14 protein-coding genes are annotated in these 18,250 nt (G+C 45.4%); 12 read left to right on the top strand and 2 right to left on the bottom strand.

Going from position 1 to position 18,250, the window contains the following annotated elements:
- Nucleotides 1–237 precede the first annotated feature (237 nt).
- From lepA to EIH25_RS04760, 6 genes are all read left to right on the top strand, one after another.
- Nucleotides 238–2,040, top strand: coding sequence for a translation elongation factor 4 (gene lepA / locus EIH25_RS04785; protein WP_124099086.1), 1,803 nt, complete (start codon nt 238–240; stop codon nt 2,038–2,040).
- Between the two features lie 38 nt (nt 2,041–2,078).
- The gene (locus EIH25_RS04780) at nt 2,079–2,558 is read left to right on the top strand and encodes a hypothetical protein (RefSeq protein ID WP_124099084.1); all 480 of its coding nucleotides are present in this window, start codon (nt 2,079–2,081) and stop codon (nt 2,556–2,558) included.
- A gap of 94 nt (nt 2,559–2,652) precedes the next feature.
- Nucleotides 2,653–3,123, top strand: a complete 471-nt coding sequence (locus EIH25_RS04775; RefSeq protein WP_124099082.1) for a hypothetical protein — start codon at nt 2,653–2,655, stop codon at nt 3,121–3,123.
- Nucleotides 3,123–4,226 (top strand): radical SAM family heme chaperone HemW, encoded by a 1,104-nt coding sequence (gene hemW / locus EIH25_RS04770; protein ID WP_124099080.1) that lies wholly within the window; start codon nt 3,123–3,125, stop codon nt 4,224–4,226. Before EIH25_RS04775 ends, hemW begins: the two co-directional genes overlap by 1 nt.
- A gap of 194 nt (nt 4,227–4,420) precedes the next feature.
- The gene (locus EIH25_RS04765) at nt 4,421–5,419 is read left to right on the top strand and encodes a biotin/lipoyl-binding protein (protein ID WP_124099078.1); all 999 of its coding nucleotides are present in this window, start codon (nt 4,421–4,423) and stop codon (nt 5,417–5,419) included.
- Nucleotides 5,420–5,646: 227 nt separating this feature from the next.
- Nucleotides 5,647–6,513, top strand: a complete 867-nt coding sequence (locus EIH25_RS04760; protein WP_124099076.1) for a hypothetical protein — start codon at nt 5,647–5,649, stop codon at nt 6,511–6,513.
- A gap of 365 nt (nt 6,514–6,878) precedes the next feature.
- Here EIH25_RS04760 and EIH25_RS04755 read toward each other — a convergent pair whose 3' ends face one another.
- Complete coding sequence (locus EIH25_RS04755; RefSeq protein WP_124099074.1) at nt 6,879–9,683, bottom strand: ABC transporter ATP-binding protein/permease; 2,805 nt, start codon at nt 9,681–9,683, stop codon at nt 6,879–6,881.
- A gap of 299 nt (nt 9,684–9,982) precedes the next feature.
- On the opposite strand from EIH25_RS04755, the gene EIH25_RS12390 reads away from it, so the two are divergent.
- From EIH25_RS12390 to leuB, 3 genes are all read left to right on the top strand, one after another.
- The gene (locus EIH25_RS12390; protein ID WP_164489159.1) at nt 9,983–10,147 is read left to right on the top strand and encodes a hypothetical protein; all 165 of its coding nucleotides are present in this window, start codon (nt 9,983–9,985) and stop codon (nt 10,145–10,147) included.
- A gap of 234 nt (nt 10,148–10,381) precedes the next feature.
- Nucleotides 10,382–12,163 (top strand): L,D-transpeptidase family protein, encoded by a 1,782-nt coding sequence (locus tag EIH25_RS04750; protein WP_124099072.1) that lies wholly within the window; start codon nt 10,382–10,384, stop codon nt 12,161–12,163.
- 179 nt (nt 12,164–12,342) lie between these two features.
- Nucleotides 12,343–13,428: a 3-isopropylmalate dehydrogenase gene (leuB, locus tag EIH25_RS04745; RefSeq protein ID WP_124099070.1), complete on the top strand. Its 1,086-nt coding sequence runs from the start codon at nt 12,343–12,345 to the stop codon at nt 13,426–13,428.
- 279 nt (nt 13,429–13,707) lie between these two features.
- Here leuB and EIH25_RS04740 read toward each other — a convergent pair whose 3' ends face one another.
- Nucleotides 13,708–14,067, bottom strand: coding sequence for a hypothetical protein (locus EIH25_RS04740; RefSeq protein WP_124099068.1), 360 nt, complete (start codon nt 14,065–14,067; stop codon nt 13,708–13,710).
- Between the two features lie 367 nt (nt 14,068–14,434).
- Between EIH25_RS04740 and EIH25_RS04735 the strand changes: the two genes are divergently transcribed.
- The 3 genes from EIH25_RS04735 (at nt 14,435) to rpsU (ending at nt 18,209) form a co-directional block, all read left to right on the top strand.
- Entirely contained in the window at nt 14,435–16,120 is a 1,686-nt protein-coding gene (locus tag EIH25_RS04735) for an LPXTG cell wall anchor domain-containing protein (protein WP_124099066.1), read from the top strand.
- Between the two features lie 168 nt (nt 16,121–16,288).
- Nucleotides 16,289–17,764 (top strand): glycoside hydrolase family 43 protein, encoded by a 1,476-nt coding sequence (locus tag EIH25_RS04730; RefSeq protein WP_124099064.1) that lies wholly within the window; start codon nt 16,289–16,291, stop codon nt 17,762–17,764.
- Between the two features lie 271 nt (nt 17,765–18,035).
- Entirely contained in the window at nt 18,036–18,209 is a 174-nt protein-coding gene (gene rpsU, locus EIH25_RS04725; RefSeq protein WP_002847085.1) for a 30S ribosomal protein S21, read from the top strand.
- Nucleotides 18,210–18,250 lie beyond the last annotated feature (41 nt).

The raw sequence follows: 18,250 nt of genomic DNA, 5'->3' as shown, positions 1-18,250 counted from the left end.
ACCTTATACTTTTGCAGTTGTCAATACCTTTTCGCAAATTTTTTCTGATTTTCTGAGGTGAAATATATGCGGCAGTTATCAGCCTGCCGAAAATTACCTTAATAATATTCACGATTATCTTCAAATTCAAATGTTTTGACTGATACCGCGGATATCTTTATGTTGACTTTCATAGATGTAGATGATATAATAATTATCATGGAAAAGTATGTGATTTTTTATAGTAGGAGAATTTAAATGAATCAGAAAAATATCAGAAATTTCTGTATAATAGCCCATATCGACCACGGTAAATCCACTCTGGCAGACAGGATACTGGAGCAGACCCAGACTGTCGCGCTGAGGGATATGGAGAATCAGCTTCTCGATAATATGGATATCGAGCGTGAGCGTGGAATTACCATTAAAGCCAGAGCTGTGCGCCTTAATTATCATGCCGATAACGGAGAGGATTATGTATTTAATCTTATAGATACTCCGGGTCATGTGGATTTTAATTACGAGGTCTCGCGTTCTCTTGCCGCTTGCGAGGGGGCTGTGCTGGTGGTTGACGCTTCTCAGGGGATCGAGGCGCAGACGCTTGCAAATACCTATCTTGCAATCGAACATGATCTTGAGATACTTCCCGTAGTAAATAAGATAGACCTGCCCTCGGCGGATCCCGAAAGGGTCTGCGCCGAGGTCGAAAATGTTATCGGAATTCCGGCAATGGACGCTCCGAGGGTTTCGGCGAAGCTGGGTACTAATATTCATGAAGTTCTTGAAAGAGCCGTAACGGATATTCCCTGTCCGTCGGGAGATGAGACCGCCCCCTTAAAGGCGTTGATTTTCGACAGCTATTACGATTCCTACAAGGGCGTAATAGTGTTTGTCAGGGTGAAGGACGGCTGCGTAAAGACTGGGGATACCATAAAAATGATGGCTACCGGCGTCGAGTTTCAGACTACCGAGATAGGCTATATGGGAGCGACGGAGCTTGTTCCCGTAGGAGAGCTTCATGCCGGCGAGGTGGGATATATCGCCGCTTCCATAAAGAATATCGGCGATACAAGAGTTGGAGATACCGTTACAAACGCCGAAGCCCCGTGCCTGGAGCCGCTGGCGGGATATAAAAAGGTCAATCCTATGGTGTATTCCGGAATTTACCCTGCCGACGGGGCGAAGTACCCCGATCTGCGCGACGCTCTGGAAAAGCTTATGCTTAACGACGCGTCTTTGTCCTTTGAACCGGAAACCTCGATCGCTCTGGGCTTCGGCTTCCGCTGCGGCTTTCTTGGACTGCTTCATATGGAGATAATTCAGGAGCGGCTTGAAAGGGAGTACGATCTTGATCTCATCACTACTGCTCCGTCTGTTATTTATAAGGTAAATCTTACCGATGGAAGCACCGTTTATATTGACAATCCTACAAACTATCCTGATCCCGCGCTTATTGCTTCGGCGGAGGAGCCGGTGGTAAAAGCCGATATTTTAACTCCCTCGGAGTTTGTGGGAAATATCATGGAGCTTTGTCAGGACAGGCGGGGAGTATTCAGGAATATGACCTATCTTGATGAAACGAGGGTTGAGCTGCATTACGAGCTTCCGCTTAACGAGATAGTTTACGACTTCTTTGACGCGCTTAAATCCCGTACGAGGGGTTACGCTTCATTTGACTATGAAATAAAGGGCTACGCTCCCAGCAAGCTTGTCAAGCTGGATATTCTCCTTAACGGCGAGGTAGTCGACGCTCTTTCCTTTATCGTTCATGTTGACAAGGCTTACTCTAGAGGAAGGCGTATAGCGGAAAAGCTTAAGGAGAACATACCAAGACAGCTTTTCGAGGTGCCTATCCAGGCGGCAATCGGCGGAAAGGTCATTGCAAGAGAAACCGTCAGGGCAATGCGCAAGGACGTGCTTGCAAAATGCTACGGCGGAGATATTACAAGAAAGAAAAAGCTGCTTGAAAAACAGAAGGAGGGCAAAAAGCGTATGCGTCAGCTTGGCTCAGTCGAGGTGCCGCAGGAGGCGTTTATGTCGGTGCTTAAGCTGGACGAGTAGTCTGCCGCGCCTTTTTCTTAATACCCGGGGGGGAAATCATGGCTTTATTTTTAAAAAATAAAAACTTGTTTCACAAGCTTGCGCCGCTGTGGGCGGTTCTGGTTACAGCTTTGTATTTCTTTGGCTGCTGGTACGCTTATTTTTACAGCGCAAGCACCGAAGCCGCGTATTATTTTAATACCTATGTAAAATACGTTATCTGGATAGTTTACGAGATTATTTTCTTTTTCAGCTTTGCCGCAAATAATGCGACCGAATTTGCGCGCCATGTGATGTATTATTTTTTAGCGGCGGCAGCGGGAACGGCGGTTTTGTATTTCTGGATAGAAAAGGTTTTCGAGCCGGATATGTCTCAGGTCTACTGGCAGATAGTTTATTATCTTGACGGCAGCTATCATCTGAATATATTCAGAAATATTACCGTCAATTCAATTGGACTGGCGCTGTTCGGAGGCGTTTTATGCGCGCTGAAATATAAAAAGAACAACGGCGCATGGATAAGAAAACATATGCGCTGAAGCTCTGCCTGCCGCGTTTGCAGAATTCTCAGCCTTTATGATCATGGAGCCGTTTATCCAACCGGAAACGGATTGCTTTAAGAAAGGATTCACTATGAACGATTTTCCGAAATCAATGAAATACTCGCTTATCTTCGGCTTCTGTGGAGCCGTTCTGCTTCCTCTGCTTTACGAGGTATATGCCAATATGTCGCGGGGCTTTGCGCTCTTTGCGCTGATATGCTGGGTAGCCTTTGCGGGAATAAAGTTTTCCTCGCTGAAATTCAGGGCGTCCGCGGTCGGAATTGCCGCCTGTATCGCTTACAGCGGAATATTAGGCTTTATCTGCTATGTGGTTATACATCCTGCGGCTGTCAGCTTTATCGGAAGCCGTTCCGTGTATTTTCAGCTCAGCCTTGAGGAACAGATGTGGTTTGTGCTTTACGCGGCGCTGATACTTTTGGGTATGTTTGCCGTTTGTATCGCCAAATACGGAATATGCGCGGCGGCAAGGCATATACGGGGCAACGGCGAAAAGGCGGCGGCATATATAGAAGACGCTTTCAAGGACGGCGATGACGTCTGATGACAGGTCTGTACATACACGTTCCTTTTTGCCTCAGAAAGTGTCCCTACTGCGATTTTTATTCCACAGGCTGGAGCATGGAAGCCTCGGACAGCTTTACAGACGCGGTTGTCAGAAATATAAAGCGGTGGCAGGGGAAAGGCGTAAGCGTTGATACTGTCTATTTCGGAGGAGGAACTCCTTCGCTTCTGACGCCGGAGCAGACGGGAAGCATACTTGACGCGGTTGCCGCAAGCTTCAGCCTTGAGAAGCCGGAAGTAACGATGGAGTGCAATCCTTCGTCGTCGGATTATGATAAATTTTGCGGCTACAGAGCGGCAGGAGTAAACAGGCTGTCTTTCGGCGTGCAGTCTGCCGACGATTCACAGCTGAGGACGCTTGGCAGACTGCACAGCTTCCGGCAGGCGGGGGCGGCGGTCAGCGACGCGGTCAAAGCCGGTTTTTTTAATATATCCTGCGATATAATGCTCGGGCTTTGCGGTCAGACGCCGGAATCGCTGGAGGACAGCATTGACAGGATATGCAGTCTGCCCGTAACGCATATTTCCGCTTATATGCTGAAAATAGAGGAGAATACTCCCTATAACTGCGATGAAATAAAAAAATCCGTCGCCGATGATGAGCTTATGCGAATTATGTATCTTACAGCGGTGGATATGCTTGAGGACAAGGGCTTTATGCAGTATGAGATCTCCAATTTTGCAAAGCCCGGAATGGAAAGCCGTCATAATCTGAAATACTGGCTGGGCGGCGAATATATCGGTATCGGTCCTTCCGCCCATTCATATTTTCAGGGTAAAAGGTATATGTGCCCTGACGATGTGAAATCCTTTGCCGCCAATAACCTCCAGGCTGAGCTTGTTACAGATGAGAAGCCTGACAGACTGGAGGAATATATAATGCTCGGACTAAGGCTGAAAGAGGGGATAAGTCTGAGCAGGCTTTCCGAACTGGGCGGACGCGAGTTTGCGAAGAAAGCCGCCGCAAATGCGCTTGCGTTGGAGAAGGGAGGTCTTTGCCGCTGTGACGGAGGCAGGATAGCTCTTACTCCGGAGGGCTTTCTGGTGTCTAACGCGGTAATTTTACATTTTATTGAATCGTAATGGTTAATTTGTCTAAATATTTTTGTGAATTGTTGTGCAGATATACAATATGGCAGAAAGCTTATTGCACTTTCTGACGAAAAATGATAAAATATATTTGATATAGGCGGCTTTGCCGTTTCAGAAAAGCGGTTCGGTTAAATAAGGAGGATTCTGACGCGGTTTTCTGATATTTGATTGTGATAGGAGTTTTTATGAAAAAGCTTTTTATAATTACGGCTGCGATCGTAACGGCGTGTATGTGCGTTTCCTGCGGAAGCGAAGATAAAACAGGAGAAATAGCCGTTCCTATCCTTGAAACCAAGGATGTTGCATATAAAACAGCAAAGGCGGAGATTTCGGAAATTTCCGAAAAGTATTATCAGGAGGGAAGCTACGGCTATCCTTACTATGAGTATGTTTCATTTAAAGCTGACGGTCAGATCGAAACGATCAGCGTTGAAACGAACTCGGAGGTAAAAAAAGGCGATCTGCTATGTACGCTGAACACTGACGAGGTTCAGGAGCGGATCGAGGAGAAAGAGGTTTACTTAAATCAGGCGAAGAAAACGCTGGAAACCTTGCAGTCAAACAACGGCTCTGCCGACGAGATAAGCTTTGCGCGGATCGACTTGGAGATACAGCAGCTTGAATACGATCATCTTGTTGCTTCTCTTGACGATTACAATGTTTACGCTCCGTGCGACGGCGTTTTTACGGTTATGACCGGCGACGACTACAGGCAGGAGCTGAACGTGTATTCATATGTAAGCAAGGGACAGATTTTCGGATTTGCTGCCGACAGATCGCAGGAATATCTGTGCTGCGAGGTCTACGACAATCCGCTTAACAACGTTAATTTCGGCACTAAGGTCATACTGGAGCAGGGCGTCAATTCCTGCGACGCTACGGTAACCGATATTATTCATAATGAAAACGGAGATTATTCTACTTATATATATGTTATAACTCCCTCCGATGACAGCGAGCTTTTTGATTTCGGAGATGTTCAGGTCTGCTTTGACGTTTATTCCAGACTTGATACTGTGGTAGTTCCCAAAGACGCGGTAAAGACTGTGGGCGAGCGCACTTTTGTAAACCTGCTTATAGACGGAGTAAAGGTAGAGCAGGACGTTGAGCTTGGGATTGAGGACAGCGATAAGGTTGAGATTCTCAGTGGTCTTACGGGCGGCGAGGAGCTTATTCTGAATTAAACCTTTTGATAGGCTTGTGAATTTTCAGCGGTTTTGCAGAGGATTGCCGTCAATGCGGAAGAAAATATACAGACAGATAAATTACTGATAACCGCTTGATTTTTTTATAGAAATGGTATAAAATATTTATATGCGCCGAGGTTTTCTGTCGGGGCAAAGCCGTTGAGCCATGCGGTATATTTTAATGCTATGAACAAAAACGGAGATATTTCTAGGAGGATTTTCAGATGAGGGACGTTTTGTCTAACGTATGGGTGAAACGCTGTGTTTCAATATTTAATGTGGCGTATTTTGCTGTTATCGTTCTGCTGACATACGCTACTTTTCTTTATAAGCTTGAATTTGCCGAGGGAATGCAGGCGTCGTTTTTTGCAATATACGCTTTTGCCAGTCTGGTATTTCTCGTTCTGATGCTTTATACCAGAAAGCAGCCGATCACGAAGCTTCTGAGTATCGTTATGCTTCCGGTCGTTTTCTTTATGATCCTGTTCAATATGGGTCTGTGGGTGCTTATAATTCCGCCTTTCATAGTAGCGGTTGTCATGTTTTTTGCTTCAGGGAACAATGAAACCGTTAAGGTTATAATGGGAACAATATACCTGCTGCTTTACGTTCTCGGACTTGTAGCTTATTTTGTGCTGAATATGCTTTTCGGCGGCTCCTCTGTTGAAACGGTGCTTGATATGGATATTGACACGACGGGAAGCGTTTATAGCAGATACAGCGATCAGGTTGAAAAGCTCGTGGCTGTGACCGATGAAAACAACACGATTTCGCCTGACGGAAAATATAAGTTCTATCTTGTCGATGTTCAGGACAGCGATAAGGGCGCTGTTAAAATATACGTCGAGCCGTACGGCGAGGATATCAAGCTGAAATTTTTTACCTTGAAGCAGAAAGGAATCAGAAAGACAATCACAAATAAGGGAACGCGCGGAGTGATTCCGGACGTGGGCTGGTCGGTAAAAACCACCGATTCCGGAAAAAAAGAGCTTGTTGTACAGTACAGGCTGTCAGAGGGCAGCGAGCTTAAAGAAACTTCAGTTTCCAATATGCCTAAAAAGCAGTATCTGGAGTTCCTCGGAATATCTTGATTTACAATATTTCTTATCACGACACAAAGGGGGGCTGACGCAAGTCAGCAGGTCTTTTAAAGCGGGAGGTTTCAGACCTTCCGCTTTTATTATGCCGAAAAAGCTCATATTCTCAATTTATTTTACTGCAATAAAAAAGTCCGCTGTGTTTGTTTATTTGAACACAGCGGACTGATTTTTTAGCGTACCGTCCGTTCAGCGGACGGCTGTGATCAGTGGACAAAGCTCATGCTTATCAGCGCCATTAATGCTAATGCGGCAATAAGACAGCTTGTGAATCCGTAAATTTTGTCTTTTGTTTCGGCTGATAGCTTTTTCATTTTAATATTCCTTTCTTTAACTCTGTAATCATACGGTTTTTATTGCTATTCTGTTCTCAGTGCAACGACAGGATCCTTTTTGGCGGCTATTCTTGACGGGATCAATCCGGCAATAAATGTGAGGAGCATACTTATTATTATCAGTATGACCGCTCCTGCCACAGGAATAGCGGCTCTTACCGGCGCGTCTGTAAGATGGGATATGATCATATTTATCGGTATTGTCAGCAGATATGAGATCGCGATTCCTATTGCTCCGGCAGTGAAGCCTACGATAATGGTTTCTGCATTGAATACCCTTGAAATATCCTTCTTTGACGCTCCTATGCTTCGCAGTATTCCTATTTCCTTTGTCCGCTCCAGAACGGAGATATAGGTGATTATTCCTATCATTATCGAGGAAACGATCAGGGAGATAGCCACAAATCCGATAAGCACATAGCTTATGGCGTCGATTATGGAGGTTACCGAGGACATCATAAGTCCTACCATATCGGTATACTGTATAATGTTTTCCTCATGTCCGTCGGCTTCCGCTTTTTCGTTGTATTCCTTGATGATGTTCTCAATGCTTTCCTTTGAAGCGAAGTCCTTAGGATATATATTAATGCTGCTCGGAGTATCCAGACTCGCCACGCCGAGTATAGACAGATTTTCTTCGTAAGTCGTTTCCGGCTTTTCCGGCAAAGACTCCTCCTGCGCCTGCTGCATCATTCCGATCATAGCCGATAGCTGCTGATCGGTCATCGCGTCGATCTGAGCCTTTTCCTCATCGGACATTTTATCGTATCCGACAGCCGCAAGCATTTCCTCCCGGCTCATTTCGGCTTCAGAGGCGGCGCTTAACTGAGAAACCGCCTCGGCAAGCTGCTCGTCCGAAAGCGCGTCTATCTTAGTCTTTTCATCGTCCGACAGCTGATCGTACCCGAGAATTGCAAGCATTTCTTCACGATCCGCGGGCTGTTTCTCCTCCGCTTCCTCAAATTTCAGACCTGTAAAAATATCCGTTTCAGGGTCAGCAAGCTGTGCCTTTACAATTTCAGTATCGTTTATTTTTTCTATAAGCGTTTTCATAAGGTCGGAACGGTAGCCGACAACTCCGCTGATGGACTCTGCCGAGGCTTCTTCGTTGGGTCGGAGTATTCCTACTACCTTAAGCTCTATGCCGTTTTCAATTACCGACTTCATATATTCCTCGTCGCCGGACATATCCACCCATCTTGAACCGTCCTTTTTATAATAGTCGGTATTAAGTATAAGTCTGTACCTGAGATCCAGTATCTCATCATAGGAATACTCGGTTACTGATTCGTCAACGCTATCCATATTCTGCATTGCGCTCATCATCTCGGACAGCTCGTTTACATCCTTCAGACCAAGCGAATAAAGCGCAAAATCGTCTATTTCATTATATTCGTTTACGACAACAACGATTTCGTCATAGCTTTCCGGCATACGTCCGGCGATAACGTCGTACTGAGCGTCAAGAATATCCTGATTGTCTATTATTTCCGACCACATATTTGCGGTTGAAGCCATAATAGGCGACATCGAGCCGATGGAGGAGGACTCCATATCGCTGATCTGAGAACCCATTCCCACAGCCTCATAAATCTGGGAAGGGTTTACTTGTATGATTTCATCATCGGTATTTTCCTTGTAAATATTCATTACAGTACTGTAGGAATACTTAATATCGCTTGTATACTGTTCCAGCTCGTCCTTTTTGCTTTCAAGGTAGGTCTTGAATTCTTTAAGATTGTTATGACTTGAACCGGCGGACATTGCGTTTATCATCGCTCCGACTGAATTTCTTGAATAAACTCTGTCGGCGGGACGGTTTTCATCCGGCACGTCGGTATCCATCATTACTTCCATCATCGACTGAAGGTCCGTGGTGGTTTCGTCGATCGTAAGGGGGTAGGTGGAAAGCGTATCCTCCTGTACAGCGTTGATATAGGTCTGAACTCCGTTTGAAAGGGAAAGTATAAGCGCGATCCCTATGATTCCAATGCTTCCGGCAAACGAGGTGAGTATAGTTCTGGCTTTCTTTGTAAGCAGATTGTTTTTGGAAAGCGACAAAGCCGTAAGAAACGACATGGAGGTTTTTCTGCCTTTTTTGCTGTCGGCTTTGGCTTTCTCTTCATTTTTTATCGGCTCAACGACGTTTGCGGAGTAGGGATCTGAATCGTCGGTTATCTTTCCGTCCAGAAGCCTTACAATTCTTGAAGAGTATTTTTCGGCAAGCTCAGGATTGTGGGTTACCATAATAATAAGCTTATCCTTGGAGATCTCTTTAAGTATCTCCATTATCTGAACGCTGGTAGCCGAATCGAGAGCTCCCGTAGGCTCGTCCGCAAGCAATATATCAGGGTCGTTTATAAGCGCGCGGGCAATAGCGACTCTCTGCATTTGTCCTCCCGACATCTGGTTGGGCTTTTTGTTCAGCTGATCGCTGAGACCGACCTTTGTCAGAACGTCTATGGCGCGTTTTCTCCGCTCCGATTTTGAAACGCCGGAAAGAGTCAGCGCCAGCTCTACGTTTGACAGCACCGTCTGATGAGGGATAAGATTATAGCTTTGAAAAACAAAACCGACAGAATGGTTTCTGTAGGTGTCCCAGTCGCTGTCTTTAAATTCCTTGGTCGATTTTCCGTTTATGACAAGATCGCCACTGGTATACCGGTCAAGTCCGCCGATTATATTCAGCAGAGTGGTTTTTCCGCAGCCGGAGGGACCCAGAATGGATACGAATTCGTTCTCGCGGAATTCAATATCAATCCCTTTCAGCGCCTGAACCGTTTCATCGCCGGAAATATAGTTTTTTACTATCTGCTTTAAACTAAGCATTTAAAAATCTCCTTATTCTTGATATTATGATTTTACTGTACCGTCATTATAACAGGTGTTTTTAAACTGTATTTAAACTCTGAAAAATCATCTGCTGATTTTATAATATTTTTATTTTATATCAGCCGATGAAAAAAACAGGTCGGTTATTGTATTGTTAATAAAGACATTAAACAGTAATAAACAAGTATAATATATGTTATATTTTAGATATATGATTATGATAATATTATAAAAACAATTTAATACCATGGGGAAATAATCGGCATAATGTATATTACAATTCGGAGGACTTTGTAATGATAGACGGTACCGAAACTGACAGCGAAAGCGAAATGTATGCCGTTGACGGAAATCACTTCAGCGTGTTCAGACTTTCGCAGGACGGTCTGCTGTACAGCGTTTTTTGTGAGAACGTTTCAGACCGGCAGGTTTATTCATATGCCGAGGACATAAGGCTCTGATATGTGATCCGCGCCGCCGCATTGGATTGCGGCGGTTTTGCGTTATAGGGGAATAATTGCATAGAACTCCTGATTTTTGTATTGTGACGCGGCGTTTAAGGGAATAAATAAGTTGTGAATAGCCGGTCAAAATTGTTTTATTTGTGTTGCATTTTGTCTTGATGTGATGTATAATAAAATACATAGGTGTAGTTGAATAAGGCGCATACAAAGAAAGGATCGGGATCAGTTTCTATGGATAATGACTTCAACAAGCCGTCCTCTAAGGAAGAGCTTGCAAGGCAGATCGCAAGAAATATGGCTATGCAGAACGGTGAGGATGTTTTTTCTGATACTACGGTGTTCTCTTCCGATAAAAATAATCAGAGAAATGATTTTAAGGCGAAAGACAACAGATACGCTTCGTCAGGCTCAGCGGACGGAGAAGGAAAAGGACGTACAGGATCCTCAGCGGCGCGTGCCGGCGTAAGAACAGCAGAGAGATCGGGCGTAAGCGCCTCCAAAAGCGGAAGCGGAAACAATACGCCGGCGTCAAAGAAAAAGGAAAACGGCGGAAAGAACAAGTCTAAAGCTAAAGTCGCTGGTATTATATCCGCTTCGGTTTTGGTGGTTGCGGCGGCTGCGGTTACCGGAGTTTATTTTTACGGAATGAATAAGGTAGACGGAAAGTTTCTTGCCAACACTTCAATAAACGGAATAGACGTAAGCGGAAGGACTGAAAAGGAAGCGTATGAGCTTGTGCTTCAGGATTCGGTCATTCCGGAGAAGATAACTCTGGTCAAGGCGGACGGAAGCGAGCTGACAATCTCTCTTGACAAAATAGACTATAAGGACAACATAAAGGTTACCATATCCCAGTATTTCAGTCAGCAGAATCATTATACCTGGTTCAGAAATCTGTGGAGCAGGACTGAGTATAATTTTGATTCCGCGTTTACATATGATAAAGACAAGCTAAACAGCGAGATAAAGCGCAAGGTGCTCGATTCGCCCGGAACTACCGAGCCTGAGGACGCGTATATTGAAAAAACCGACGATGGCTTTGTACTGATTGAGGAGGTGCAGGGCGATAAATTTGACGAGGATAAGCTTGACGCTTTGTATGAATATATTGACGGCCGCGTTGATTCCGGCGAGTATACTGTAGACATCAGCGGAATAGACTGCTACGAGAAGCCGGAGGTAGTAAGAGAGGATCTTGAACAGCAGCTTGAACAGCTTAATTCGCTGTACGATATAGAAATAATCTACGATTTTACATATACTACGGAAACTCTCAGCGGCAGCGAAATTATAGACTGGATAACCTTTGAAAACGAAGATCCCTCCGACGGCTATACCGTTGACGGGGACAAGGCTATGGAGTATGTGGAAGAGCTTGCGGAAAAGTACGATACCTACGGTAAAGACAGAAAATTCAATTCCACAAGCAGAGGCGAAATAACCGTTGAAGAGGGCGAGGGCTGCTACGGCTGGTGGATAGATCAGCAGAAGACCTGCGATCAGCTGGTAGAGCTGATTGAAGAGGGAAGCTCGGCTGATGTCGAACCCATCTACTACAAAAATCCTTATTCCTCTTATGAATATGTATGCAATCCCGAGTGGAGAACAGCCGAATCTGATATCGGCGATACCTACTGCGAGGTCGATCTTGCGATGCAGCATTTCTGGTATTATAAGGACGGAAAGCTTGAATATGAGTGCGATATAGTTTCCGGTCTGCCGACGGAGGAAAGAAATACTCCGGGAGGCGTTTACAAGCTTTGGCTCAAGGAAAAGAACAAGGTATTGAAGGGAAGTCTGTCATCTGGCGAAACCTGGGAAACGCCCGTGACCTTCTGGAACAATATAAGCACTTTTGGAGTAGGGCTTCACGACGCCACATGGCATTCGTCCTTCGGAGGAAACAGATATAAGAACTACGGCTCTCACGGCTGTATAAATATGCCGTACGCTGCCGCCGAATATGTCTATGAAAACGTAGAAATCGGAACGCCGGTGGTAATGTACTGGTAAGCTTAAAATATGCCGAGCAGCGGTCTGAGCGGTATCGCTTCAGACGGCGTACAAATATTGTAATATCAAAGCAGTATATTTTAATTAAGGCAGGTTGACGGCTCGGGCATACGTTTCGTCATCGTTCTTATGCTTGTCATATTGACCGCCTGAAATCTATAAATAAAGGAGCATGTACAATGAACAAGAAGATTGCGGTAATAAAGGGCGACGGTATAGGACCCGAAATCGTAACCGAGGCTATGAAGGTGCTTGACAGCGTGGCGGAAAAATACGGTCATAGCTTTGAATATGACCAGCTTTTAATGGGCGGCTGTTCCATTGACGCCAACGGAGTTCCGCTTACGGACGAAACCATTGAGCGCTGTAAATCGGCCGACGCGGTTCTTATGGGGTCTATCGGAGGAGATACCACTACATCTCCGTGGTACAAGCTTCCGCCTGAGCTTCGTCCTGAAGCAGGACTGCTTAAGATCAGAAAGTCGCTGGGGCTTTTTGCAAATCTTCGTCCGTCTGTGCTTTACCCTCAGCTGGCGGGAGCCTGTCCGCTTAAAGAAGAAATAAGCGCAAAAGGCTTCGATATGCTTATTATGAGGGAGCTTACGGGAGGTCTTTACTTCGGAGAGCATAAGACCGAGGAGGTTGACGGAGTTATGACGGCCGTTGACACTCTCAGATATGATGAGAACGAAATAAGAAGAATAGCCGTTAAGGCCTTTGAGGTTGCGATGAAGAGAAGCAGAAAGGTTACCAGCGTTGACAAGGCTAACGTGCTTGATTCCTCCCGTCTGTGGAGAAGGGTAGTGACCGAGGTTTCTGAGAGCTATCCTGAGGTTGAGCTTGAGCATATGCTGGTTGACAATTGCGCGATGCAGCTTGTGAAGGATCCCGCTCAGTTTGACGTTATGGTAACGGAGAATATGTTCGGAGATATTCTGTCTGACGAGGCTTCAATGATTACCGGCTCTATCGGAATGCTTGCTTCCGCTTCAATGAATGAAACAAAATTCGGTCTTTATGAACCGTCCGGAGGCTCGGCGCCGGACATTGCGGGACAGAACAAGGCTAATCCTATCGCCACTATTCTTTCAGCCGCAATGATGCTCAGATACTCGTTTGATATGAGCGAAGAGGCTGACGCTGTGGAAAACGCGGTAAATAAGGCGCTTAACAGCGGTTACCGCACAGGCGATATAATGTCCGAGGGAATGAAAACGGTAAGCTGCTCTGAAATGGGCTCGCTTATCGCTCAGGCGATAGACTGATATGAAAAAAGAAAATACCGCGCAGGACTTTAACAGGCTTGCGCGGTATTTTTTTAGGCGGCAGAAAGTCCGACTTATAAAAAAGCCGTATCAATTTTAATTCGGAGCAAAGCCCGATGTGAGCTCGCTTAACATCGGCTGCGACGAAGCAACCTGCGCCAAACGCTGTCTTTTGACAGCGAAGAGCTTCTAGCTCCTCAGTCTTTCAGTAGGGGATTACGTCCCCCCTACTGAAAGACTGATATGGAAACGCCTTCTAAAGAAGGCGGGACATAGGCGCTAGGTTATAATAATTCCTACTTTGGCAAGGGCTTTTGTCAGCGTCGCGCGGTCAAGAGGGAGCAGACTGCTTTCGTCAGTTTTCCGCTCATAATCAAACCTCTGGAATTTCACATAGTTTTCCGAGCAGTCCTCCGAGGAATAAACGTGCGCCATTATATACTGGTTTTTAACGGCATAATAGTTGACCGGCTCCAATGAAAGAACTGCGGCGGGGTCGGCTGCGACGCGGGCGACAAGCTCTTTGAAATCCGTATCCACATAGCATATTCTGCGGCATTTGAAATCCCGAAGCCGCTTTTTCAGCGGTGTTTCGGTCTGTTGCAAGCCCCTTTTTTTGAATATATCAAATATTCCCATACAGCTGTCCTCCGAAAAAAATCTTAATGTAATTATATCACTGCTTTGGGGTAAAGTCAAAATTTATTTCAGCCGTATTCCTTATTTGAAGCATAGGCGTAAACGCTTATTGGTTTGCGGTCTGAAAGATAAATACGTCAGAAAAAAAGGCTTTGTATTCATAAAAAAATTACTTAAATCGGCGAATAAAAATTGGCAGAAGCCTTATGCAATTCTTGACTTTTTATTAATTTTAAAGTATACTTACTTATATAAATATTAAAAAATCTTATGGAAAATTTACAAAAAGTTCTGAGCATATAGTTTAAGGACGTGATCGTCTTTTTGTGCCTTGAAAAAAAGATTTTTGGTGAAGGAGTATTAATGTATGAAAGCAAAGAAAAGACTTTTGAGCCTGCTGCTGACGTTCAGTATGCTGCTCGGGCTTATGCCGGTCGGAAGCGTTTCACTGACAGCATGGGCGGAGGGTACAGAACCGGAATTATCGGCCGACGGATATTATGAAATATATACCGCCGATCAGCTTTACTGGTTCGCCGAGCAGGTGAACGGCGGAAATGCAAGTATAAACGCCAGACTTATGGACAATATCGTTATCAATGAAAATGTTCTTACCGCGGACGGAGAGCTTAACGGCGACGGAAGCGGCTTCAAAGCTTGGACGCCGATAGGAACAACTACTTATAATTATAAAGGAATCTTTGACGGCAACAATAAAACGATCAGCGGTATCTATGTCAACAATAGTTCTGTTTGGCATGGCTTATTCGGACGGAATGATGGCACAATTCAAAATGTCGGAGTTGTTGATTCATATATAAAAGCATATACGGCTATCGGCGGCGTGTGCGCATATAATGATAGCAACGGAACCATCATCAACTGCTATAACACAGGAACGGTCAGCGGAAATGGTTATGTCGGCGGCGTTTGCGGATATAATTATGGAACTATCAGCAACAGCTATAACACAGGCTCAGTCAGCGGAGAAACTAGTTATGTCGGCGGCATGTGCGGATTTAATGCTAACGGCTTCACTATCAGCAACTGCTATAACACAGGCTCAGTCAGCGGAGAATATCAAGTCGGCGGCGTGTGCGGATATAATTCGAAAGGAACCATCAGCAACTGCTATAACACAGGTTTGGTCAGCGGAGCAAGCAGTTATGTCGGCGGCGTGTGCGGAATAACTTATAACGCCATTTTCAGCAACTGCTACTATCTTACTGACGATGAAAGTGAAATTGCAGGAATAGGCGTTGCTTGGAGCGATGAGGAAAAGGATTATATTCCGATAGAGGACAGAGCAGGAATAACCGAAGCTAAGACCTCCGAGCAGTTTGCTTCCGGCGAGGTATGCTGGCTGCTGAACAATCAGGGCGAGAACGGTGAACAGCTTGAAACTTCCGTATGGTATCAGAATGTTGACATGGGAGAAGCTGACGCTTTACCTCTTCTATATAATGAGCATTACGCGGTGTATAAAACAGAGAACCTCACTTATGAATGTGAAGCAGCCACAAAGCCATCGGGAGAATACACTAATATGACAGGCGGTCACAGCTTTGGAACCGAGTGGACAGCTGACGCGGATAATCATTGGCACGAGTGTGCCTGCGGTTTAAAGGCTGATGATGAAGCTGCTCATACCTTTGAGTGGATAACAGATAAGGAAGCGGAGATCGGCGTTGCAGGCTCAAAGCATGAGGAATGCACAGTCTGCGGCTACGCTAAGGAAGCGGTTGTAATTCCTGCGCTGGAATTGCCGGAGGATTCTTCCGCAACTGACAGCACAGACGATGACAGCAGCGCGTCTGATGACAGCAGCGCGGCTGATTCCGAAAGCTCGCAGGCAGACGACAGTGAAGAATCAACAGCGGCAAGCGACAGCAAAGCAGAATCTGCAAGTGACAGCTCAAGCACAAGCGGCGACAAATCTCCGAACACGGGAGATAACAGGTCTGTACTTCTGTTTGCGTTTGTACTTGCAGGCGGAACCGCTCTGGCGGGAACGGCAGCATACAGCAAAAAGAGAGGTAAGCAGGGTAGGTAATATGTCTGTATAAAGGAAACACGGCAGGAACATAAAAGTTCTGCCGTGTTTTTTGCTTGGCTGTTTATTTGCTTGTAAAGCTTGATAAAATCAGGCGGATAGTATATAATTATACATATGAAGTCCGCGGTTTCAAAGCATACCGCTGAGAAAGGAACGATAATTATTATGAAATATACAAACCCTGTAGTTAAAGGCTTTTATCCCGACCCAAGCGTGTGTTCTGCCAACGGAAAATATTATATGGTATGCAGCTCGTTTCAGTATTTCCCGGGAGTGCCGCTGTTTGAAAGCCCCGATCTTGTGAACTGGACGCAGATAGGATATGTTCTTACCAGAGAAAATCAGGTAATGCTCGATAAGATCAACAGCTCAGGCGGTGTTTTCGCTCCCACTATACGGTATAACGGCGGACGTTTTTACATGGTTACCACTAACGATACAACGCGCCAGAATTTTTATGTCTATACGGACGATATTTACGGCGAGTGGTCCGACCCTGTATATGTCGATCAGGGAGGAATAGATCCGTCGCTTTTCTTTGAGGACGGCAAAACATATTTTATGAGCAACGGCCTCGATGATGAAGGCAGGAGCGGAGTGATACAGTGCGAAATAAATATTGAAACGGGAGAAAAGCTGTCCAAGAGCATATGCATATGGCAGGGCTCGGGAGGACGTTATCTTGAAAGCCCTCATATGTATAAGATAAACGGCTCGTATTATCTTATGGCGGCGGAAGGCGGAACCGAATACGGTCATATGATCACCTACGCCCGCGCCGACTCGGTGTGGGGAGAGTTTGTCGGGTATGCCGGAAATCCTGTGCTTACAAACCGAAACAAAGCTCCTTACCTGATTCAGGGAATAGGTCACGGCGATCTGATAAGAGATAAAAACGGAGACTGGCATATTTTATGCCTTGGCTTCCGTCAGATACATATGTGGATGCCGTATCACAATCTGGGCAGAGAGGTTTTTCTTATTCCTGTGAAATTTTCCGCAGACGGCTGGTTTACCGCCGGACGCGACGGCACTGCCGAATACGAGTATGAGATTAAAGGCGATTTTGAGCAGAAGGAAAAAAAGCTGTATACATTTAAAAACACCTCATGGAAAATAGACTGGTGTCATCTCCGCCGTCCGGATTTCGATAATTATGAGTTTTATGACGACAGTATCGTACTGCACGGCAGCGGAATTACACTTGACGACGCGGATTCTCCCGCGTTTATCGCTCTCAGACAGCGTGACTTTGAATTTGAGCTTTCGGTAAGGCTTTCCGTTGACGGCGGGGAGGCGGGAGTAACCTGCTATATGTGCGAGGACGAGCATTATGATATCGCGCTGCGCAAAAGTCCGGAGGGAACGGAAGCGGTTTTAAAGCTTAATATAGGCGGAATAAAGCATATTGAGAATACTGTAGAGCTCAGTTCCGATTCGGCTGTGCTTATAGTGCGCGGAGATAATTTCAGATATAATTTCTATGCGGCAAGTCAGGGCTCGGAAATATATTTGGGCAGCGGAAATACCAAATATCTTACCAGCGAGGTTTCCGGCGGATTTACCGGCGTTATGCTGGGTCTGTACAGCATAGGGAGAAATTCGGCAAGCTTCAGCGATTTCAGCTGCAATTACAAGTAAACCGTTTGTTCAGCATCTGCTGTAACACTGCAAAATTTTTCAGGAAAATTTAAAAAAGCTATTGACTTTTCAGCTTTGTTATTGTATAATTAAATTCGTAATTAATATTGGTTTATATACAGTGCGGCTTAAAGACAGAGAAGCCGAATGGCTGAGTGGGAACGTGCGGACGTTTCACGGTTTGCGGCGGCAGACCCCTTCACTATTCACCAAAGGCTGTGCTGTTCCGGTATATTGCCTCTGTCAACGGTGGCAAAGGGAGGGAATAATTTTGGCAGAAATTCGTGTTGGAAAAAACGAAACTTTGGATACGGCTCTTAAAAGATTTAAGAGATCATGTGCAAGGGACGGCGTTATTGCTGAGGTTCGTAAAAGAGAACATTACGAAAAGCCTTCGGTAAAGCGCAAGAAGAAATCCGAAGCTGCTCGTAAGCGCAAATACTAATATTGTAATTAAAGGCGGGCATTTTCATGTCCGCTTTTTGT

Source organism: Ruminococcus sp. Marseille-P6503 (assembly GCF_900604945.1).
Taxonomy (GTDB): Bacteria; Bacillota; Clostridia; order Oscillospirales; family Ruminococcaceae; genus FB2012.
This window is presented reverse-complemented; position numbering and strand designations above follow the sequence as displayed.